Source organism: Kitasatospora sp. NPDC058243 (assembly GCF_042882025.1).
Lineage (GTDB): Bacteria > Actinomycetota > Actinomycetes > Streptomycetales > Streptomycetaceae > Kitasatospora.
In genome coordinates, this window is sequence record NZ_JBHVWW010000033.1 from 67,131 (window position 1) to 88,351 (window position 21,221).

The 21,221-nt window shown below is 70.0% G+C and carries 15 protein-coding genes; 13 read left to right on the plus strand and 2 right to left on the minus strand.

From position 1 onward, the window contains the following. Positions 1–26 precede the first annotated feature (26 nt). The 13 genes from ACFVX9_RS22115 to ACFVX9_RS22175 all read left to right on the plus strand — a co-directional run bounded on the left by ACFVX9_RS22115 (position 27) and on the right by ACFVX9_RS22175 (position 17,487). A complete protein-coding gene (locus ACFVX9_RS22115; protein ID WP_387983100.1) occupies positions 27–1,874 on the plus strand; it encodes an ABC transporter family substrate-binding protein in 1,848 nt (615 codons plus the stop codon). Between the two features lie 272 nt (positions 1,875–2,146). Next, positions 2,147–4,051 (plus strand): translational GTPase TypA, encoded by a 1,905-nt coding sequence (gene typA, locus ACFVX9_RS22120; RefSeq protein WP_063347962.1) that lies wholly within the window; start codon positions 2,147–2,149, stop codon positions 4,049–4,051. Between the two features lie 429 nt (positions 4,052–4,480). Beyond that, on the plus strand, positions 4,481–6,118 hold the full coding sequence (locus ACFVX9_RS22125; protein ID WP_063347961.1) for an ABC transporter substrate-binding protein: 1,638 nt from the start codon (positions 4,481–4,483) through the stop codon (positions 6,116–6,118). Positions 6,119–6,258: 140 nt separating this feature from the next. After that, a complete protein-coding gene (locus ACFVX9_RS22130; protein WP_063347960.1) occupies positions 6,259–7,185 on the plus strand; it encodes an ABC transporter permease in 927 nt (308 codons plus the stop codon). Continuing rightward, entirely contained in the window at positions 7,178–8,122 is a 945-nt protein-coding gene (locus ACFVX9_RS22135) for an ABC transporter permease (protein WP_063347959.1), read from the plus strand. Before ACFVX9_RS22130 ends, ACFVX9_RS22135 begins: the two co-directional genes overlap by 8 nt. 19 nt (positions 8,123–8,141) lie before the next feature. Further along, positions 8,142–9,194, plus strand: coding sequence for an ABC transporter ATP-binding protein (locus tag ACFVX9_RS22140; protein WP_063347958.1), 1,053 nt, complete (start codon positions 8,142–8,144; stop codon positions 9,192–9,194). Next, positions 9,187–10,203 carry an ABC transporter ATP-binding protein gene (locus ACFVX9_RS22145; RefSeq protein WP_387983104.1) on the plus strand — a complete coding sequence of 339 codons (1,017 nt, stop codon included), beginning with the start codon at positions 9,187–9,189 and terminating at the stop codon, positions 10,201–10,203. The genes ACFVX9_RS22140 and ACFVX9_RS22145 overlap by 8 nt, the downstream gene beginning before the upstream one ends. Before the next feature lie 172 nt (positions 10,204–10,375). Continuing rightward, positions 10,376–12,001, plus strand: a complete 1,626-nt coding sequence (locus ACFVX9_RS22150) for an ABC transporter substrate-binding protein (RefSeq protein ID WP_387983106.1) — start codon at positions 10,376–10,378, stop codon at positions 11,999–12,001. Between the two features lie 117 nt (positions 12,002–12,118). Next, the gene (locus ACFVX9_RS22155; RefSeq protein ID WP_063347955.1) at positions 12,119–13,045 is read left to right on the plus strand and encodes an ABC transporter permease; all 927 of its coding nucleotides are present in this window, start codon (positions 12,119–12,121) and stop codon (positions 13,043–13,045) included. 76 nt (positions 13,046–13,121) lie between these two features. After that, positions 13,122–14,036: an ABC transporter permease gene (locus ACFVX9_RS22160; protein WP_063351165.1), complete on the plus strand. Its 915-nt coding sequence runs from the start codon at positions 13,122–13,124 to the stop codon at positions 14,034–14,036. 16 nt (positions 14,037–14,052) lie between these two features. Then, positions 14,053–15,105 carry an ABC transporter ATP-binding protein gene (locus ACFVX9_RS22165; RefSeq protein WP_063347954.1) on the plus strand — a complete coding sequence of 351 codons (1,053 nt, stop codon included), beginning with the start codon at positions 14,053–14,055 and terminating at the stop codon, positions 15,103–15,105. After that, on the plus strand, positions 15,095–16,279 hold the full coding sequence (locus ACFVX9_RS22170) for an ABC transporter ATP-binding protein (RefSeq protein WP_387983108.1): 1,185 nt from the start codon (positions 15,095–15,097) through the stop codon (positions 16,277–16,279). The genes ACFVX9_RS22165 and ACFVX9_RS22170 overlap by 11 nt, the downstream gene beginning before the upstream one ends. Before the next feature lie 158 nt (positions 16,280–16,437). After that, a complete protein-coding gene (locus ACFVX9_RS22175) occupies positions 16,438–17,487 on the plus strand; it encodes an ABC transporter ATP-binding protein (RefSeq protein ID WP_387983109.1) in 1,050 nt (349 codons plus the stop codon). Between the two features lie 23 nt (positions 17,488–17,510). Here the strand turns inward: ACFVX9_RS22175 and ACFVX9_RS22180 are convergent, their stop codons facing one another. After that, positions 17,511–19,223, minus strand: a complete 1,713-nt coding sequence (locus ACFVX9_RS22180) for an ABC transporter family substrate-binding protein (protein ID WP_387983111.1) — start codon at positions 19,221–19,223, stop codon at positions 17,511–17,513. 133 nt (positions 19,224–19,356) lie between these two features. Beyond that, on the minus strand, positions 19,357–21,221 hold a 1,865-nt coding region (locus ACFVX9_RS22185), incomplete at its 5' end, for a peptidoglycan binding domain-containing protein (RefSeq protein ID WP_387983113.1).

Sequence of the window (21,221 nt, forward strand, 5' to 3'; positions counted from 1 at the left end):
CGCCCGGACGGCGTTCCATGGCCGCCATGCGCGTCCGCCAGCTCACCACCGCAGCCGTCGCGCTGCTGCTCGCCGTCGGCCTCGGCGGCTGCTCGTACGGCCCGGATCCGGCCCGTACCCCCGACCCCGCGCCGGCCTCGGCCGACCCCACCTCCGGCACCGGGGACGTCCGGACCGCCGACCGCACCGCCGTCCGGGGCGGCGGCAGGCTGCGCTGGGCCGTGGACGGCGTCCCGGCCACGCTCAACGTCTACCAGGGCGAGGCGACCGCCGACTCGGCACTGCTCGCGCACGCCCTCTACCCCTCGCTGTTCCGGCCCGACGGGCACGGCCGGCTCGTCCCCGACCCGGACTACCTGGTCGGCGCCGAGTCCACCCCGCCCGGGAAGCAGCCGCAGGTCGTCACCTACCGGCTCAACCCGCGCGCGGTCTGGAGCGACGGCACCCCGCTCACGGCCGCCGACCTGACCGCCCAGCGGGCCGCCCTCTCCGGCCTCGACCCGGCCTACCAGGGCGGCCGCCCGGCCGGGTACGACGCCATCGAGGCGATCGCCCAGGGCGCCGACCCGCACGAAGTCCGGGTGACCTTCCGGCGCCCGTACGCCGAATGGCGCTCGCTGTTCGGCCCGCTCTACCCGGCGGCCGAGACGGCCACCCCGGCCGCGTTCAACCGGGCGCTGGCCGGCGGAGAGCACCTGAGCGCCGGGCCGTACACCGTCTCCGGGTACGACGCCGCGGGCGGGCAGGTCGTCCTCGCCCGCAACCCGCGGTGGTGGGGGGACCAGCCGAAGACCGACCGGATCGAGTTCATCGCCACGCCGCCGGAGGGCCGGCTGGACGCGCTCGACCAGAACCGGCTGGACATCGCCCCGCTCACCGCGGCGGTGGACCAGGCGGTGCCCGCGCCCGCTCCGGCCGCCTCCGCAACGCCCACCGCCTCCGCCACGCCGACCGACACCCCGGCCGCCTCCGGTACGCCGACCGCCGAGGCGGCGCCCCCGGGCGCCGCACCCGAGGCCGCGGCGCTGGCCCTGCGGCGGGCCGAGGGACTGCACGGCGTCATCGTGCACCGGGCCGTCGGCGCCTCGCTCACCCAGCTCACCCTCAACTCCGCCCACGGCCCGCTCGCCGACCCGGCCCTGCGGCTCGCCCTGACCCGCGCCGTCGACCGGCGGCGGATCGCCGACGCCGCGCTCACCCCGCTCGGCCTGCCCGGCGCCCCGCTGGGCAGCCACCTGCTCGCCGGCGACCAGGACGGCTACCGCGACAACAGTGCGGCCGCCGGCCCGGCCGACGCCGCCCGGCTGTTCGACGAGGCGGGCTGGAAGCGGCCCGACACCGGCGGCACCCGCACCAAGGACGACAAGGAGCTCACCCTCACCCTGCTCGTCCCGGCCGGCTCCGCGACCGCCAAGCGGACCGCCGACGCGCTCACCGCCGACCTCGGCGAGTCCGGTGTCGAGGTGAAGGCCGTGACGGCGTCCGCCGACACCTTCGTCCAGGACCAGCTGGCCGCCGGGGAGTACGACCTCGCCCTGTTCTCCTGGCCCGCCGGCACCAGCCCGGCGAGCGAGCAGCGGCCCGTCTACGCCAAGCCCCGGCCCGACGCCGACGGCACCCTCGACCTCGGCAGCAACTACGCCCGCAGCGGAACCGAGGAGATCGACCGGCTCTTCGACCGCGCCACCGCCGAGCTCGACCCGGCCGCCCGGCTCGGCCTGCTCCAGGAGGCGGACGTGCGGATCTGGCAGCTCGGCCACTCGGTGCCGCTCTACCAGCGGCCCGAGCTGGTCGGCGTCCGGGCGGGTGTCGCGGGCGCCGGGGTCTGGGGGTACGGCTGGCCGCGCTTCCAGGACGTGGGGTGGAGCGGCTGAGCCCGTTCCCCGGGCCCGTCGGAGCCGGTCGGAGAGCGAACACCGGGTGACGAACGGGTGACCTGTCTGTGATCTTGATCCCGCCCGACCTGCCCGTTTCTGCTCACCTGGGCGCTTCCCCGTACGATAGGAGGAAGCCGAGGCATGTCCGTTGCCACGGCGGGTGGACCGGTAGTAGCAGGCGGAACGGGCGGCGGCGATCCAAAGGGATCGCTGGTCGGCGTCTCGCGGCCGGGCGCCGCAACCCACGATTCCAGGAGAATCAGCTAGGCATGCCCACGCGCAACGACATCCGCAACGTCGCTATCGTCGCCCACGTCGACCACGGCAAGACCACTCTGGTCGACGCCATGCTGAAGCAGGCCGGCGCCTTCGCCGCCCACCAGCACCTCGACGACCGGATGATGGACTCGAACGACCTGGAGCGCGAGAAGGGCATCACCATTCTCGCGAAGAACACCGCCGTCAAGTACCACCCGAAGGATGGTGGCGCGCCGATCACCATCAACATCATCGACACCCCGGGCCACGCCGACTTCGGTGGCGAGGTCGAGCGCGGTCTGTCGATGGTGGACGCCGTCGTCCTGCTGGTCGACGCCTCCGAGGGCCCGCTGCCGCAGACGCGCTTCGTGCTCCGCAAGGCGCTCACCGCCCGGCTGCCCGTCATCCTCTGCATCAACAAGACGGACCGCCCGGACTCCCGGATCGACGAGGTCATCAACGAGACCTACGACCTGTTCCTGGACCTGGACGCGGACGAGGACCAGATCGAGTTCCCGATCGTCTACGCCTGTGCCCGTGACGGCGTCGCCTCGCTGACCAAGCCGGAGAACGGCACCGTCCCGGCCGACAGCACCAGCCTGGAGCCGTTCTTCTCCACCCTGCTGGAGCACGTCCCGGCCCCGACGTACGAGGCCGACGCGCCGCTCCAGGCCCACGTCACCAACCTCGACGCCGACAACTTCCTCGGCCGCATCGCGCTGCTGCGCGTCGAGCAGGGCGAGCTGCGCAAGGGCCAGACCGTGGCCTGGATCAAGCGCGACGGCACCATCTCCAGCGTCCGCATCTCGGAGCTGCTGATGACCGAGGCGCTCACCCGCAAGCCGGCCGAGGTGGCGGGCCCGGGTGACATCTGCGCCGTCGCCGGCATCTCCGAGATCATGATCGGCGAGACCCTCGCCGACCCGGAGAACCCGATCGCGCTGCCGCTGATCACGGTGGACGAGCCGGCCATCTCGATGACCATCGGCACCAACACCTCGCCGCTGGTCGGCCGTGGCGGCAGCGGCAAGGGCGCGGACGCGAAGTCCAGCGGCAAGGTGGACCGCAAGGTCACCGCCCGCCAGGTGAAGGACCGCCTGGACCGCGAGCTGATCGGTAACGTCTCGCTGCGCGTCCTGGAGACCGAGCGCCCGGACGCCTGGGAGGTGCAGGGCCGTGGTGAGCTGGCGCTGGCCATCCTGATCGAGACCATGCGCCGCGAGGGCTTCGAGCTGACCGTCGGCAAGCCGCAGGTCGTCACCAAGCAGGTCAACGGCAAGACCCACGAGCCGGTCGAGCGCCTCACGGTGGACGTGCCGGAGGAGCACATGGGCGCGGTCACGCAGCTCATGGGCGTCCGCAAGGGCCGGATGGACAACATGTCCAACCACGGCTCGGGCTGGGTCCGGATGGAGTTCGTCGTCCCGTCCCGCGGTCTGATCGGCTTCCGGACCGAGTTCCTCACCAGCACCCGCGGCACCGGCATCGCGCACTCGATCCACGAGGGCCACGAGCCGTGGTTCGGCACCCTGACGACCCGTAACAACGGTTCGCTGGTCGCCGACCGGTCCGGTGTGGTCACCGCCTTCGCGATGACCAACCTCCAGGAGCGCGGCGTGCTCTTCTGCGAGCCGGGCACCGAGGTGTACGAGGGCATGATCGTCGGCGAGAACTCGCGCGCCGACGACATGGACGTCAACATCACCAAGGAGAAGAAGCTCACCAACATGCGTTCCTCGAACGCAGACGTGGCCGAGTCGATCGTCCCGCCGCGCAAGCTCTCGCTGGAGCAGTCGCTGGAGTTCTGCCGCGAGGACGAGTGCATCGAGGTGACCCCGGAGACGGTTCGCATCCGTAAGGTCGTCCTCGACGCGAAGGACCGCGGCCGCACCGCCTCGCGCGCCAAGAAGGCGTGATCCGGACGGCTTGACCGGCCTTTGGCCGGAATGCTTCGCCCCCCTTTCCCATGGAGAGGGGGGCGAACTTTTTCAACTACTCCAAGTTGTCGACGGGCGTATTAACGGAATAGCGCTCATCACTCCCAGGTGTCCGCTGAGCGAACGTGACAGTTCGTCATTCATGACGACTGTCCGTTTGGTGCCTGTCTGGCTATGTCTCTTATGTCCGGTTTTCGAAACTTACCGACTGTTCATGTGACCTAATTGAGATCGTCACTGGTCACTTTCGTGTCCGTGCGTGACGGATAGTGGGTGCAGTCAGGCTCGGGTCAAGGGTGACGCGCAGGGGTGCGCGCCGAAACCACGAGCGCGGACGGCACAGCGGGCCAGGTAACACCCGTCCGCAGTGCCCTCCTCGTTGCAACGTCGAATTCAGGAGGCACACCGATGCGTGGTGGGAGCCAGGCCAAGTGGGTTGTCGCAGCTGTTGCGGTCGCCCTCGCCGCGACTGCTTGTAGCAGTGGCGGTTCCACCGGTGGGAGCAGCTCCGATGGCGCTGCGGTCAACGCCCAGGGCGTGTTCAGCTACCAGAGCGGCGAGCCGCAGCGTCCGCTGCAGCCGGCCAACGCCATGGAGAACCAGGGCGGCCGCATCGTCAAGCAGCTCTTCCAGGGCCTTGTCGACTACGACCCCGCCACCGGCGCCCTGCGTAACCAGGTGGCCGACAAGATCGAGACCACTGACTCCAAGAGCTACACCGTCACGCTGAAGTCCGGTTGGACTTTCCACGACGGCACCCCGGTGACGGCCAAGTCCTTCGTGGACTCCTGGAACTGGTCGGCGAACACCAAGAACAACCAGATCAACTCGGACTGGTTCTCCGACATCGTCGGCTACGACGCCGTTCACCCGGAGAAGGGTGACCCGACCGCCGACACCATGTCCGGTCTGAAGGTCGTCGACGACACGCACTTCACCATCGAGCTGACCAGCCCGGTCTCGTACTTCACGTACAAGCTCGGCTACTCGGCCTTCTACCCGCTGCCGACCGGGTTCTTCTCCGACCCGGCGGGCTACGGCCAGAAGCCGGTCGGCAACGGCCCGTACAAGTTCGTCTCGTGGGAGCACAACAAGGCCATCACCCTGGCCGCCTACGACAAGTACGCGGGCGTCAACAAGGCCAAGAACGGCGGCATCGTCTTCCGGAACTACACCTCCGGTGAGGCCGCGTACAAGGACCTGATGTCGGACACCCTCGACGTCCTGGACCAGGTCGACTCGACCGACCTGCCCAAGTACAAGGACGACCTGGGCAAGCGCGCGGTCGACCAGCCGCAGGGCGCCATCCAGAACATCTCCTTCGCGCTGTACAACGCCGAGTGGAACGCTCCGGAGAAGGCCAAGGTCCGCCAGGGCCTCTCGATGGCCATCGACCGTGACACCATCACCAAGACCGTGCTGAACGGCACGCGTCAGCCCGCCGACGCGTTCGTGGCGCCCGGCGTCATGGGCTTCAAGGCCGGCAGCTGCGGCGACGCCTGCAAGTACGACCCGGCGAAGGCCAAGCAGCTCATCGCCGAGGGCAACGGTGTCCCCGGTAACAAGATCACCATCCTGTACAACTCCGATGGCGGTCACAAGGAGTGGGTCGACGCGGTCTGCAACTCGATCCGCCAGGCCACCGGCGTCGAGTGCCTCGGTGACCCGAAGCCCGACTTCAAGACCTCGCGCGACCTGGTGACCAAGCGTCAGGTGTCGAGCATGATGCGTACCGGCTGGGTGCAGGACTACCCGCTGAACGCGAACTTCCTGCGCGACGTCTACGGCACCGGTGCCGCCGCGAACGACGCCGGCTACTCCAGCCCGGAGTTCGACAAGCTCTCCAAGGAGGCCGACGCGGCCACCTCGGTCGAGAAGACCGCGGAGCTCTACCAGCAGGCCGAGGCCGTCCTGGCCAAGGACATGCCGGCCATCCCGCTCTGGTACTACAAGACCAGCTCCGGCTGGTCCAACAACGTCCAGAACGTGAAGTTCGACTCCTTCGGCAACCCGGTCTACACCGACGTCGAGGTCAAGAAGAAGTAATCGGTCGGCACCGCCTGACCCGGTGACAACGGCCGGTGCCCGTCCATCCCCACAAGGGCGAGGACTGGCACCGGCCGTTGGCACGCCGACTTATCTCTGGCCGGGATGACGGGCCCGGCAGAGTCATACATGGAGGCACGATGGGGCGCTTTGTCGCGAGGCGACTGCTCCAGATGATCCCGGTCTTCTTCGGAACGACCTTGCTCATCTTTGTCATGGTGCACTTGCTGCCGGGTGACCCGGTGGCCGCGATGTGGGGCGACAAGGCGCCGGACCCGGCCCAGCTCGCCGCACTGACCCACCAGATGGGCTTCGACAAGCCGTGGTACGAGCAGTACGTCGATTACATGGGGAAACTGCTCACCGGTGACTTCGGAACCACCCTGGCCGGACGGCCGGTGCTCGATGTGATCACCGAGGCGCTGCCGGTCACGGTCCGGCTGGCGCTGCTGGCCTTCATCATCGAGATCGTGCTGGGCGTCTCTGTCGGCCTGTTCGCCGGTCTTCGCCGGGGCAAGGCGTTCGACAAGGGCACCCTGGTCATGACCCTGCTGCTGATCTCGATCCCGGTTCCGGTGCTCGGCTTCATCTTCCAGACGGTCTTCGCGGACGACCTGAAGTGGGTCACGCCGACCGTCCAGGACTCGAACGACATCACCCAGCTGATGCTGCCGGCCATCGTGCTCGGCTCGCTGTCGCTGGCGTACGTGGCGCGCCTCACCCGTACTTCCATAGCCGAGAACATCAAGGCCGACTACGTCCGCACCGCGGTGGCCAAGGGCCTGCCGCGGCGCAAGGTGATCGGCACCCACCTGCTCCGCAACTCGATGATCCCGGTGGTCACCTTCCTCGGCACCGACCTCGGCGCCCTGATGGGCGGCGCGATCGTCACCGAGGGCATCTTCAACGTCAAGGGTGTCGGTAACGCGCTCTTCCACGCGATCAACCTGAAGGAGGGCACGACCGTCTCCGGCTTCGTGGCCTTCCTGGTGCTCGTGTACCTGGCCGCCGGCCTGATCGTCGACCTGCTTTACGCGGTCCTGGACCCGAGGATCCGTTATGCCTGACCTGACCGAGAAGAAGACGGCCGAGGAGATCCCGGCCCAGCGCGCCGCCGACACCGCGGCGGCCAAGCCCGAGAAGGCCCGCAGCCTCGGCTCCGACGCCTGGCACGACCTGCGCCGCAAGCCGATCTTCGTGATCTCCGCGCTGCTGATCCTGCTGCTGATCGTCATCGCGATCGCCCCCGGGCTGTTCACTTCGGCGGACCCGCGCGCCGGCGACCTGCGCGCGCACTACCTGACGAAGCCGAACTACAGCCACTTCTTCCAGGCCGACTGGTTCGGCTACGACCTCCAGGGCCGCAGCATCTACGCCCGGGTGATCTACGGGGCCCGTGCCTCGGTCGTCGTCGGCATCTGCGTCACCGCGGGTGTGACCATCCTCGGCAGCATCACCGGCATGCTGGCCGGCTACTTCGGTGGCTGGGTCGACACGATCATCTCCCGGGTCACCGACATCTTCTTCGGCATCCCGCTGCTGCTCGGCGCCCTGGTGATCCTCAACGCCTTCACCTCGCGCACCATCTGGAGCGTGGTCTTCGCACTGGTCGCCCTGGGCTGGACCCAGATGACCCGTGTCATGCGCGGTTCGGTCATCACCATCAAGCAGGCCGACTTCGTGACGGCGGCCAAGGCGCTCGGCGCCGGCACCAGCCGGATCCTGTGGAAGCACATCCTGCCGAACGCGGTCGCCCCCGTGATCGTCGTCGCCACCATCGCGCTCGGCGGCTACATCGCCACCGAGGCGACGCTGAGCTTCCTCGGCATCGGTCTGCAGGACCCGACCATCTCCTGGGGCATCGACATCAACACCGCCCAGAAGGTGATCCGGACCGCTCCGTTCGCCCTGTTCTTCCCCGCCGGAATGCTGAGCCTCACGGTTCTGGCCTTCATCATGCTCGGCGACGCGGTGCGCGACGCCCTCGACCCGAAGCTCCGCTGAGAGAAGAGGTGACGACCCGATGACCACCGTGATCGAGAACAACAACCAGAAGAGCGGCCGACTCGAAGTTGGCACCCCGCTGCTGGAGGTCAAGAACCTCCACGTGGAGTTCCACACCCGGGACGGCATCGCGAAGGCCGTGAACGGCGTCAACTACTCCGTCGCGGCGGGCGAGACGCTCGCCGTGCTCGGAGAGTCCGGCTCCGGCAAGTCCGTGACCGCCCAGACCATCATGGGCATCCTGGACATGCCGCCCGGCAAGGTGACGCAGGGCGAGATCCTGTACCGCGGCCAGGACATGCTGAAGATGGGCAACGAGGAGCGGCGCAGGATCCGCGGCCAGAAGATCGCGATGATCTTCCAGGACGCGCTGTCCTCGCTCAACCCCGTGCTCAGCGTGGGCTACCAGCTCGGCGAGATGTTCCGGGTGCACCAGGGCGCTTCCAAGAAGGACGCCAAGGAGAAGGCCATCGAGCTGATGGACCGGGTGCGGATCCCGGCGGCCAGGCAGCGCGTCGGCGACTACCCGCACCAGTTCTCCGGCGGCATGCGCCAGCGCATCATGATCGCCATGGCGCTCTCCATGCAGCCCGACCTGATCATCGCGGACGAGCCCACCACCGCCCTGGACGTCACCGTCCAGGCCCAGGTGATGGACCTGCTCGCGGAGCTCCAGGCCGAATACAACATGGGCCTGATCCTGATCACCCACGACCTCGGCGTGGTCGCCGACGTCGCGGACAAGATCGCCGTGATGTACGCCGGCCGGATCGTCGAGACCGCCCCGGTGCACGACCTGTACGCCAACCCGGCGCACCCGTACACCAAGGGCCTGCTCCGCTCGATCCCGCGCCTGGACCAGAAGGGCCAGGAGCTGTACGCGATCAAGGGCCTGCCCCCGAACCTGCTGAAGGTCCCGGCCGGCTGCGCGTTCAACCCCCGCTGTGACGTCGCCACCGACCTGTGCCGCACGGAGATCCCGGCGCTGCACCAGGTGGCGGACAAGGACGGCAAGGAGCTCACCGGCCGCCGCAGCGCGTGCCACCTCTGGAAGGAGACCCTCCATGGCTGAGCCCATCCTGGAGGTCAGGGACCTGGTCAAGCACTACCCGCTGAGCCAGGGCATCCTCTTCAAGAAGCAGGTCGGCGCGGTCAAGGCGGTCGACGGCATCTCCTTCGAGCTGGCGAAGGGCGAGACGCTCGGCATCGTCGGCGAGTCCGGCTGTGGCAAGTCCACGCTGGCCAAGGTGCTGATGAACCTGGAGCGGGCGACCTCCGGCCAGGTGCTGTTCAAGGGCGAGGACATCTCCAAGCTGTCCGGCCAGGCCCTCAAGGCCGTCCGCCGGAACATCCAGATGGTGTTCCAGGACCCGTACACCTCGCTGAACCCGCGCATGACGGTCGGCGACATCATCGGGGAGCCGTTCGAGATCCACCCCGAGGTGGCGCCCAAGGGCGACCGCCGCAAGGCCGTCCAGGACCTGCTGGACGTCGTGGGTCTGAACCCGGAGTACATCAACCGGTACCCGCACCAGTTCTCCGGCGGCCAGCGCCAGCGCATCGGCATCGCCCGCGGTCTCGCGCTCAAGCCCGAGATCATCATCTGCGACGAGCCGGTCTCCGCCCTGGACGTGTCGGTCCAGGCGCAGGTGATCAACCTGCTGGAGAAGCTGCAGGGCGACTTCGGCCTGTCGTACATGTTCATCGCGCACGACCTCTCCATCGTCCGGCACATCTCCGACCGCGTCGGCGTGATGTACCTCGGCAAGATGGTCGAGATCGGCACCGACGAGCAGATCTACGAGAACGCCACCCACCCGTACACCCAGGCGCTGCTCTCCGCGGTGCCGGTGCCGGACCCGACGGCGCGCGAGAACCGCGACCGGATCATCCTGACCGGTGACATCCCCTCGCCGGCCAACCCGCCGTCCGGCTGCCGCTTCCGCACCCGCTGCTGGAAGGCGGAGGACCGCTGCGCCGAGGAGATCCCGCTGCTCGCGGTGCCCTCGGTGCTGAAGGGCCCGGCCGCGCACGAGTCGGCCTGTCACTTCGCCGAGGTCCGGGAGCCGGCCGCCGCCTGACTCCCCGTGGCATCCCCGGAAGGGCCCGTGGCTTCGCGCCGCGGGCCCTTCCGTCGTTCCGTCAACTCGCGGGGCGCTCAACGCACCCGTCCGGGTGCATTCGACTCGCGCCGTCGACCGGGCGCGCTTCTCATGGGGTGTGATGCGACACACACCACGAGGAGGGACCTCCATGCCCGTAGCCGCCCGTGCTCGCTGGGTCCTCGCCGCTGCGACATCCGTGGCCCTGGTGGCCACCGGGTGCAGCAGCGGCGGCGGCGGAAGCAGCAACAGCTCGTCGGACAGCAGCAAGAGCTTCAGCTACCAGAGCAGTGAGCCGCAGAACCCGCTGCAGCCCGCCAACGCGAACGAGGTCGGCGGTGGTCGCATCATCCAGAACCTCTTCAAGGGGCTGGTCGACTACGACCCCGCCACCGCCAAGATCCGGATGCAGGTCGCCGACAAGATCGACACCAGTGACTCCCAGACCTTCGACGTCACGCTGAAGGACGGCTGGAAGTTCCACGACGGCACGCCGGTGCACGCCAAGAACTTCGTGGACTCCTGGAACTGGAGCGCGACCACCAGCAACAACCAGATCAACAGCTCCTGGTTCTCCGACATCGAGGGCTACCAGAACGTCCACCCCGCCGGCGGCCAGCCGACCGCGACCAAGATGTCCGGCCTGACCGTGGTCGACGACCTGCACTTCACCGTCAAGCTCAACAACAAGGTCTCGTACTTCGAGTACAAGCTCGGCTACATCGCCTTCTCCCCGCTGCCGGACGCCTTCTTCAACGACCCGACCGGGTACGGGCAGAAGCCGGTGGGCAACGGCCCCTACCAGTTCGTCAGCTGGAACCACAACTCCGAGGTCGTCACCAAGGCCTTCCCGGACTACCAGGGCGTCGACAAGCCGAAGAACGGCGGCATCGTCTTCAAGATGTACACCACGTCCGAGGCCGCCTACGCCGACCTCCAGTCCAGCAACCTGGACGTGATGGACCAGGTGCCGCCGTCCGCGCTGGCGACGTACAAGAGCGACCTCGGCGACCGGGCGATCGACGCCCCGCAGGGCGCCATCCAGAACATCGGCTTCACCCTCTACCAGGCCGACTGGGCCGCGCCCGACAAGGCCAAGGTGCGCCAGGGCCTGTCCATGGCGATCGACCGCGACACCATCACCAAGACGGTGCTGCAGAACTCCCGCAAGCCGGCCACCGCCTGGGTGGCCGAGGGCGTCGAGGGCTACAAGGACGGCGCCTGCGGCGACTTCTGCAAGTTCGACCCGGCGAAGGCCAAGCAGCTGATCAGCGACGGCGGCGGCGTCCCCGGCAACAAGCTGCTGATCACCTACAACTCCGACGGCGGCCACAAGGAGTGGGTCGACGCGGTCTGCAACTCGATCCGGCAGAGCACCGGCGTCGAGTGCCTCGGCGACCCGAAGCCCGACTTCAAGACCGCGCGCGCCGCGATCACCGGGCACCAGGTCAACGGCGCCTTCCGCACCGGCTGGGTGCAGGACTACCCGCTGAACGCCAACTTCCTGTCCGACGTGTACCGCACCGGCGCCGCGTCCAACGACTTCGGCTACAGCAACCCGCAGTTCGACCAGGCGGCCACCAAGGCCGACGAGGCCGCCAGCGTCGCCGACACGGTGACCGGCTACCAGCAGGCCGAGGCGGTGCTGCCGAGCGGGATGCCGGCCATCCCGCTCTGGTACTACCGCACCAACTCGGGTTACTCGACCAAGGTGCAGAACGTGAAGTTCGACTCCTTCGGCAACCCGGCCTGGACCCAGGTCGAGGTCAAGGGCTGATCCCCCGACCCCTCGCGCCGGCCCCGCCCTTCCCGCACGGAGGGCGGGGCCCGGCCCTCCCGGCCGACCGTCCCCGGCCGGCCGTGCACCCAGGGCACGTCTAGGAAGGAGGCTCGGATGGGCAGTTACGTGCTGCGGCGGGTGCTGCAGATGATCCCGGTGTTCTTTGGCACCACGCTGCTGATCTTCCTGATGGTCTACACGCTGCCGGGCGACCCGGTGTCGGCGCTGTTCGGCGAGAAGGCCGCCGACCCGGCCATCGTGGCCAGCATCAAGCACAAGTACTTCCTGGACCAGCCGGTCTGGAAGCAGTACCTGCACTACATGGGGAACCTCTTCCAGGGGGACTTCGGGACGAGCTTCACCGGCCGTCCCGTCTCCGAGATCATGGCGACCGCCTTCCCGGTCACCATCCGGCTCGCGCTGATGGCCTTCGTCTTCGAAGTGGTCCTCGGCCTCGCCCTCGGCATGGCCTCCGGCCTCCGGCGCGGCAGCATCCAGGACACCCTGGTGCTGATCCTCACCCTGGTGGTGATCTCGATCCCGGTCTTCGTGCTGGCCTACATCGCACAGACGATCTTCGCCACCAACCTCGGCTGGGTCACCCCGACGGTGCAGGACTCCACCGACCTCTCCCAGCTGATCCTGCCCGCGATCGTGCTGGGCTCGCTCTCGCTCGCGTACGTCGCCCGGCTCACCCGGACGTCCATCGGCGAGAACCTGCGGGCCGACTACATCCGCACGGCGGTCGCCAAGGGCCTGCCCCGGCGGACCGTCATCTCCCGCCACCTGCTGCGCAACTCGCTGATCCCGGTGGTCACCTTCCTCGGCACCGACCTCGGCGCCCTGATGGGCGGGGCGATCGTCACCGAGGGCATCTTCAACGTGCAGGGCGTCGGCAACGTCCTGTACCGGGCGATCAACCAGAAGGAAGGCCCCACCGTGGTCGGCATCGTGACCGTCCTGGTGATCGTCTACCTCGTCGCCAGCCTGCTCGTCGACCTGCTCTACGCGGTCCTGGACCCGAGGATCCGCTATGCCTGACATCCACGACGAGAACTCCTACGAGCCGCACCCCAAGCCCGGGGTCTCACACCTCGACTACGCCGGGGAGCAGGGCATGGCGGTCGAGCAGGAGACCCTGGTCGAGCCCGATCCGGCCAAGCGGGAGGAGGCCCGCAGCCTCTGGGGCGACGCCTGGCGGGACCTGCGCCGGCGGCCGATCTTCCTGATCTCCGCCGTGTTGATCCTGCTGCTGGTCGTCATGGCGATCTTCCCCTGGGCGTTCACCGACGCCGACCCGCGCAAGGCCGACCTGATCCACGACTACCTCAGGCGGCCGGACTGGACGGACTTCTTCGGCGCCGGCTGGTTCGGCTACGACGGGCAGGGCCGGTCGATCTACGCCCGGGTGGTGTACGGCGCCCGGGCCTCGATCACCGTCGGCATCTGCGTGACCCTGGCGGTCACCGTGCTCGGCGGACTGGCCGGCATGGTCGCCGGCTACTTCGGCGGCGCCGTCGACGCGGTGATCTCCCGGATCACCGACATCTTCTTCGGCCTCCCGCTGCTGCTCGGCGCCCTGGTGCTGCTGAACGCCTTCACCACCCGCACGGTGTGGAGCGTGGTCATCGCGCTGGCCTTCCTCGGCTGGACCCAGATCGCCCGCGTCATGCGCGGCGCCGTGCTGACCGTCAAACAGTCCGACTACGTGGTGGCCGGCCGGGCGCTCGGCGCCGGGACGGGGCGGCTGATGTTCCGGCACATCCTGCCGAACGCCATCGCCCCCGTGATCGTCGTCGCCACCATCGCGCTCGGCGGCTACATCGCCACCGAGGCGACGCTGAGCTTCCTCGGCATCGGTCTGCAGGACCCGACCATCTCCTGGGGCATCGACATCTCCTCCGCCCAGAAGGTGATCCGGACGGCGCCGTACGTGCTGTTCTTCCCGGCCGTGGCGCTCTCCGTCACCGTGCTGGCCTTCATCATGCTGGGCGACGCGGTGCGCGACGCCCTCGACCCGAAGCTTCGCTGAGCGAGGGGAGCGCAACGTGAGTACAGCCGTGGACGCCACCAGGTCCGAGCGGGCCGCGTCGTACGAGGGGCCGCTGCTCGACGTCCGCGACCTGCACGTCGAGTTCGTCACCCGGGACGGCGTGGCCAAGGCGGTCAACGGGGTCGACTACAGCGTCCGGGCGGGGGAGACGCTCGCGGTGCTGGGCGAGTCCGGTTCGGGCAAGTCGGTGACCGCGCAGGCGATCATGGGCATCCTGGACATGCCGCCGGCCCGGATCCCGCGCGGGGAGATCCGCTTCCGCGGCCGGGACATGCTGAAGATGGGCAACGAGGAGCGGCGCAGGATCCGCGGCCAGAAGATCGCGATGATCTTCCAGGACGCGCTGTCCTCGCTCAACCCCGTGCTGACGGTGGGCTTCCAGCTCGGCGAGATGTTCCGCGCCCACCGGGGGGCGTCCCGCAAGGAGGCCAAGGAGAAGGCCGTCGAGCTGATGGAGCGGGTGCGTATCCCGGCGGCCAAGCAGCGGGTGAACGACTACCCGCACCAGTTCTCCGGCGGCATGCGCCAGCGCATCATGATCGCCATGGCGCTGGCCCTGGAACCGGACCTGATCATCGCGGACGAGCCCACCACCGCGCTGGACGTCACCGTGCAGGCCCAGGTGATGGACCTGCTCGCGGAGCTCCAGGCGGAGTTCCACATGGGCCTGATCCTGATCACCCACGACCTCGGCGTGGTCGCCGACGTCGCCGACAAGATCGCCGTGATGTACGCCGGCCGGATCGTCGAGACCGCCCCGGTGCACGACCTGTACGCGCGCCCCGCGCACCCGTACACCCGCGGCCTGCTGGACTCCATCCCGCGGCTGGACCAGAAGGGCCAGGAGCTGTACGCCATCAAGGGCCTGCCGCCCAACCTGCTGCGGATCCCCCAGGGCTGCGCCTTCAACCCGCGCTGCCCGCGGGCGCAGGACCGCTGCCGGGCCGAGGTGCCGGAGCTGTACCCGGTCGCCGAGGACGACGGCGCCCCGCTGGCCGGGCGGGGCAGCGCCTGCTTCTTCTGGAAGGAGACCCTCCATGGCCGCTAACGGGTCCAGCGCACTGGGCGCCGCGGTGCCGGAGGAGGCCGCCTTCGCCCAGGAGGTGCCGCGCGGCGAGCCGATCCTCGAAGTCCGGGACCTGGTCAAGCACTTCCCGCTGACCAAGGGCGTGCTGTTCAGGAAGCAGGTCGGCGCCGTGAAGGCCGTCGACGGGGTCTCCTTCGACCTGAGGCAGGGCGAGACGCTGGGCGTCGTCGGCGAGTCCGGCTGCGGGAAGTCCACGCTGGCCAAGGTGCTGATGAACCTGGAGCCGGCCACCGGGGGATCGGTCCGCTACAAGGGCGAGGAGATCTCCCGGCTGTCCGGGTCGGCGCTGAAGGCCGTCCGCCGCAACATCCAGATGGTGTTCCAGGACCCGTACACCTCGCTGAACCCGCGCATGACGGTCGGCGACATCATCGGGGAGCCGTTCGAGATCCACCCCGAGGTGGCGCCCAAGGGCGACCGCCGCAAGGCCGTCCAGGACCTGCTGGACGTGGTCGGGCTCAACCCCGAGTACATCAACCGCTACCCGCACCAGTTCTCCGGCGGGCAACGCCAACGCATCGGCATCGCCAGGGGGTTGGCGCTCAAGCCGGAGATCATCATCTGCGACGAGCCGGTCTCCGCGCTGGACGTGTCCGTCCAGGCGCAGGTGATCAACCTGCTGGACAAGCTGCAGGGCGAGTTCAACCTCTCGTACATGTTCATCGCGCACGACCTCTCCATCGTCCGGCACATCTCCGACCGCGTCGGCGTGATGTACCTCGGCAAGATGGTCGAGATCGGCAGCGATGCCGAGATCTACGACCACGCCACCCACCCGTACACCCAGGCGCTGCTCTCCGCCGTCCCCGTGCCGGATCCGACGGCCCGGGAGTCGCGGGACCGGATCGTGCTCACCGGGGACGTGCCCTCGCCGGCCAACCCGCCGTCCGGCTGCCGCTTCCGCACCCGCTGCTGGAAGGCGCAGGACCGCTGCGCGGCCGAGATCCCGCTGCTCGCCTCGCCGTCCTGGCTGGGCGGGGCGGCCCGGCACGACTCGGCGTGTCATTTCGCGGCGGAGCGCGAGATCGGGCAGAGCGCGGCGGAGCGCGAGAGCGGGCGGAGCGCGGCGGAGCGCGAGATTGGGCAGGGCGCTGCGGAGCGTGAGGCTGGGCAGGGGGATGCCGGGCCCGGTTAGCGGCTCGCGGGATCCAGGGCGCGCCCCCGCACCGGGGGTGCGCCCTTTCTTGTGATGGAAAAGAGACGTGCCGCGCAATTCCGCAAGTGGGGTCGGGTCGTTGATAGTTGCTCTGCGCGTATAGGTGCTCGCTGCCGCGCTGGGGGAGGGCTGCTCGGATGGACATGGTGGAGGTGATCGGCGGCGGTCGGGAGAACCTGGTGCCCGGGACCCCGCTGCTGGAGGTCGACGACCTGCACGTCGAGTTCCGTACCCGGGACGGCGTGGCCAGGGCCGTCAACGGGGTGAGCTGCTCGGTGTCGGCCGGGGAGACGCTGGCGGTGCTGGGCGAGTCCGGTTCGGGCAAGTCGGTGACCGCGCAGGCGATCATGGGCATCCTGGACGTGCCGCCCGGGCGGATCACCGGCGGGCGGATCCTCTACCGCGGCGAGGACCTGCTGACCATGGGCTCCAAGGCCCGGCGGTTCGTCCGGGGCCAGAAGATCGCGATGATCTTCCAGGACGCGCTGTCCTCGCTCAACCCGGTGCTCAGCGTGGGCTACCAGCTCGGCGAGATGTTCCAGGTGCACCGCGGCGCCAGCCGCAAGGAGGCCAGGGAGAGGGCCATCGAGCTGATGGACCGGGTGCGGATCCCGGCGGCCAGGCAGCGCGTCGGCGACTACCCGCACCAGTTCTCCGGCGGCATGCGCCAGCGCATCATGATCGCCATGGCGCTCTCCATGGAGCCGGACCTGATCATCGCGGACGAGCCGACCACCGCGCTGGACGTCACCGTGCAGGCCCAGGTGATGGACCTGCTGGCCGAGTTGCAGCACGAGTTCCACATGGGGCTGATCCTGATCACCCACGACCTCGGCGTGGTCGCCGACGTCGCGGACACGATCGCGGTGATGTATGCGGGCCGGATCGTCGAGACGGCCCCGGTGCGCGACCTGTACGCGCGCCCCGCCCACCCGTACACCCGGGGCCTGCTCGACTCGATCCCCCGGCTGGACCAGAAGGGGCAGAACCTCCACGCCATCAAGGGCCTGCCGCCCAGCCTCCTGGAGGTCCCGCAGGGCTGCGCGTTCAACCCGCGCTGCAACCGGGTGCAGGACCGCTGCCTGAGCGAACTCCCGCCGCTGGTGCCGGTGGTGGACGCCGAGGGCGCCGAACTGCCGGGCCGTCGCAGCGCCTGCCACTTCTGGCGGGAGACCCTGCACGGCTGAGGGCGCCGGGGCGTCGCCGCCGCCTACCGCTCGAAGCCGACGTTCTCCCAGACGATGTCGGACAGTCCCTGGGCGCCGATGTTGGCGAGGTTGGCGCGGGCGCCGTACAGCTGCGGGCGCTGGTAGAGCGGCAGCACGCCGGCCACCTTCCACAGCTCGCCGTCGGCCTGGTTGATCGCCTCGGAGGCGGTGGCCGCGTCGGGTGCGGCGGCGGCCCGGTCGAGGGCGGCGTCCACCGCCGGGCTGCCCGTGCCGACGTGGTTGGTGCCGCCGTTCTGGACGAAGTCGGCGCGGTTGCCGCTGGCCGGGAAGGGCGTGCCGAGCAGCGAATAGGCGGTGATGTCGAAGTCGCCGCGGTTGACGTACTTGTCGAAGAACTCGTTGGCGGCGGCGGTGACCGTGGTGACCTTGATGCCGACGTCCTTGAGTGTCCTGGTGGCGCTGTCGGCCTCGCTCTGCGCCTGGGTGACGCCGGCCGGGATGACCATCCGCAGGTTCAGCTCGCGGCCGTTGCGCTTGCGGACGTCGCCGTCGAGTCGCCAGCCGGCCGCGTCCAGTTTGCGGGCGGCCTCGGCGGGGTCGTAGCGGCTGAGGCCGAGGGAGTTGTCCCGGTAGGCGTTCTGGTTGGCGACCAGCAGGTGGTTGTTGAGCGGGGCGGCGGGCCAGTCCAGGCCGTTCAGGTCGGAGCGGATGACGGCGTCCCGGTTGACGGCCTGGAAGACGGCCTGGCGGACGGTCGCGTCGCTGAGCGCCGGGGTGCGGGCGTTGAGGGTGAGCTGGCGGAAGTCGGGCCCGCCGGCCCGGCGGACGGCGGCGCCCTTGGTGCTCTTGATGGTCTGGTAGCCGGCGACGTCCGGGCCGTTGTTGAAGAGGTCGATCTCGCCCTTGGCGAAGGCGGGGGCCATGGCGTTGGGCAGCATGGCGTGGAAGACGATCCGGTCCAGCATCGGCTTGTCGCCCCACCAGGCGGGGTCGGCGACCAGGGTGATGGTCTGGGCGGCGCGGTCCAGCCGTTCGACCTTGAACGGGCCGGCGGTGACCGGGATCGCGTCCAGGTAGGCGGAGTTGAACAGCTCCGGGGTGGCGAGCCGGCTCGCGGGCAGCAGCGGGGCGTTGGCGGCGCCGTTGAACATCGACTGCCACTCGGAGAACGGCCGGTCGAAGGTCATCACCGCCTGGAAGTCGTCCTTGCCCCGCTCGACCGAGGAGACCTGTTCGAAGCCGGTGTTGCTGGCGGGCCGGTAGGCCGGGTCCTTCCCGTTCAGCGCGCGCCAGTTGGCTTCGAGGTCGCGCCAGGTGATCGGGGTGCCGTCGGACCAGTGGGCCTTCGGGTTGAGCGTCCAGACGACGACCTGCCGGCCGTCCCGCAGCTCCGCGTGGGCGTCTTGCAGGTAGGCCGGGTTGACGGTCTGGGTGCCGGCCGCGTCGGAGCGGAAGAAGGTCGGCAGCAGCGGCTTGCTGACGCTGATCGTCGAGGACTCGCTGCCGTCGGTCTGGATCGGCGACCACTGGCGGGAGAACTGGGCGATCGCCAGGTGCAGGGTGCCGCCCTGGCGCAGCTGGGAGCGCTCGCGCGGGTTGACGTCGATCGAGGTGAGCTTGGGGGCCCCGGTGGCGGACGGCCCGTCCGCGGCGGCGCCGCCCTGGCCGGAGGCGCACGAACAGAGCGTCAGTGAGAGCGACAGGGCGGTGAGACCGGCGAGCAGGGCCGTCCGGTGCTGGAGGCGGCGGCTCATCGGCGTGCTCCCCGAGGTGGCTGTGGCGGAAGGTGTGGCGGAGGGTGTGGCGTCACATCTTGCTGACCGGGAGGGGGAGTTGTCGAGGGGGGGGCCGGATGCCGGCCCGCCCCCCGATCGGTGCGGTCGTTGCTCAGGCGACGGTGAACTTGAAGGTGCGGTCCTTCTCGCCGGTCTTGTCGAGCAGCGAGGTGACGGCGTCCGCGACGTCCTGCGGGGTGATCGCGGCGGTCTGGCCGTTCTTCTTGACCTTCACCTTGTCGAACACGCTGCCCAGCTGGCCGTTCAGCGCGTCGAGGTCCCACTTGGGCACGATCTTGCCGGAGGCGTCCGGGACGAGCGTGAGCGTCTTGGCGGCGACCACCTTGCCGAAGATCCACTTCTTGGTGCCGGCCAGGACGTACACGTTGCCGTTGAGCGCGGACTTGCCGAGGCTGTCCGCGGCGGCTTGCAGGGCCTGCGGGGAGACCTTGGGCTGGGCGGCCGTGACGGCGAGCGCGATCGGCTGGTCGGGCTTGCCGGCGGCGCGGTCGCGGTAGGCCTGCTCGACCACGTCGAGGGCGCTCGCCGAGTCGACGGCCTGGCCGGCCCGGCCGGGCACCACGACCGGGTCGCCGTTCTCGGAGAACTTGACGTAGCCCTCCTGAAGGCCCTGGCCCGAGCCGGAGGCCAGGGTGTCCAGGGCGGCCTTGAGCTTGGCCCGGTCCACCTTGACGTCCGGTGCGACCGCCTTGGTGCCGCCCTTCAGCGACTTGATGACGTCGACCGGGCTGTAGCTGTGCTGGGCGAGGCCGTCCACGGTGCCCGTGGTGTCGAAGCTCAGCCCGGCGACGGTCGGGTCGAGGTTCAGCGCCTGGTCGCCGACCTTCAGCTTGAGCGGCTGCTGGCCGGTCTTGCCGACGGTCTCGTCGAGCTGGTGGATCGCCTGGTCGCGGCTGTTGCCGCCGATGTCGGTGCCGAGCACCACGGTGCCCTTGGGGATGTCGGACTGGTTGAGCATCAGACCGGTGCCGTACGCGGCGGCGCCGAGGAACAGCACGAAGCCGACGCCGTACACGCCCAGCTTGACCAGCTTCTTGCCGGCGCTGGCCTTCGGCTTGGCCTTGCCCTTGCCCTTGCCCTTGGCGGGCGCGGGCGCGGGCGCGGGCGCGGACTCGGTCTTGGCCGGCTGCGGTGCGGGCCGGGGGCCCGGGGCGGGGGTCGGCAGCGGGGTGAGCTCGGTGGCCTCCGGGTCCGGTCCGGGCTGCTGCTGCGGGTGCCCGGGGGCGCCGGGGAAGAGCCCGCCGGGGGCCGGGTGGGCGAAGGCGTCCTGGCCCGGCCCGGCGGGGCGCTGGGCGGCGAACGGGTCGGCACCGGCCGGGGCCGAGGCGAACAGGCCGGGCTGCGGGCGGGCTTCGCCGCCGTGCGCGGCGCCGTTCTGCGGCAGGCCCGGTATGGCGGCGGGCGGCGGGGTGCCCTCGCGGATCGGCTCGAAGCCGTCGACCGAGGTGTCCTCCGGGTCCGTCGCGCCGGCCGCCGGGCCCTGCGGGCGGGCGCCCGGGCGCGGGCCCTGCTGCGGCCGTCCGTCGGGCTGCCGGCCGTTGCGCTGCCTGCCGCTCTGCTGGCCGCCGTTCTGCTGGGTGCCCTGCTGCGGGCGGTCGTCGCGCCGGCCGCGGGCTCCGGCCGTGGGCGCCATCGGGGCGAACGGGTCGGCGGTGGGCGGCGCGAAGGGGGAGGCGGCCTCGTACACGCCGGGCTCCTCCGCCGGGGCCTGCGCACCGGGGCCGGCGGGGAACGGCGCGGCGGGCGAGCCGTTCGGGGCCGGGTTCGGGGCCTGGGCGGGCACCGGTCGGCCGTTCGGACGGGCCGCGCCCTGGGCGGGGCGGGCACCGTTCGGGCGGGCGCCGGGGGCCGGGGCGGCCGTCGGCCGGGGCTCGGCGGCGGCGGGGGGGGGGAGGGGCTCGGGGGGGGCCAGGGTGGGCGGGGCACTGGACCCGGTGGGGGTGGGGGGCAGGGCTG

Bases quoted from the DNA above. Each gene is read 5' to 3' on its own strand.
- ACFVX9_RS22135 (WP_063347959.1), top strand. From the start codon at position 7,178: ATGCCTGACCTGACCGAGAAGAAGACGGCCGAGGAGATCCCGGCCCAG.
- ACFVX9_RS22130 (WP_063347960.1), top strand. From the start codon at position 6,259: ATGGGGCGCTTTGTCGCGAGGCGACTGCTCCAGATGATCCCGGTCTTC.
- ACFVX9_RS22115 (WP_387983100.1), top strand. From the start codon at position 27: ATGCGCGTCCGCCAGCTCACCACCGCAGCCGTCGCGCTGCTGCTCGCC.
- ACFVX9_RS22180 (WP_387983111.1), bottom strand. From the start codon at position 19,223: ATGAGCCGCCGCCTCCAGCACCGGACGGCCCTGCTCGCCGGTCTCACC.
- typA (WP_063347962.1), top strand. From the start codon at position 2,147: ATGCCCACGCGCAACGACATCCGCAACGTCGCTATCGTCGCCCACGTC.
- ACFVX9_RS22175 (WP_387983109.1), top strand. From the start codon at position 16,438: ATGGACATGGTGGAGGTGATCGGCGGCGGTCGGGAGAACCTGGTGCCC.
- ACFVX9_RS22155 (WP_063347955.1), top strand. From the start codon at position 12,119: ATGGGCAGTTACGTGCTGCGGCGGGTGCTGCAGATGATCCCGGTGTTC.
- ACFVX9_RS22125 (WP_063347961.1), top strand. From the start codon at position 4,481: ATGCGTGGTGGGAGCCAGGCCAAGTGGGTTGTCGCAGCTGTTGCGGTC.
- ACFVX9_RS22170 (WP_387983108.1), top strand. From the start codon at position 15,095: ATGGCCGCTAACGGGTCCAGCGCACTGGGCGCCGCGGTGCCGGAGGAG.
- ACFVX9_RS22160 (WP_063351165.1), top strand. From the start codon at position 13,122: ATGGCGGTCGAGCAGGAGACCCTGGTCGAGCCCGATCCGGCCAAGCGG.
- ACFVX9_RS22145 (WP_387983104.1), top strand. From the start codon at position 9,187: ATGGCTGAGCCCATCCTGGAGGTCAGGGACCTGGTCAAGCACTACCCG.
- ACFVX9_RS22150 (WP_387983106.1), top strand. From the start codon at position 10,376: ATGCCCGTAGCCGCCCGTGCTCGCTGGGTCCTCGCCGCTGCGACATCC.
- ACFVX9_RS22140 (WP_063347958.1), top strand. From the start codon at position 8,142: ATGACCACCGTGATCGAGAACAACAACCAGAAGAGCGGCCGACTCGAA.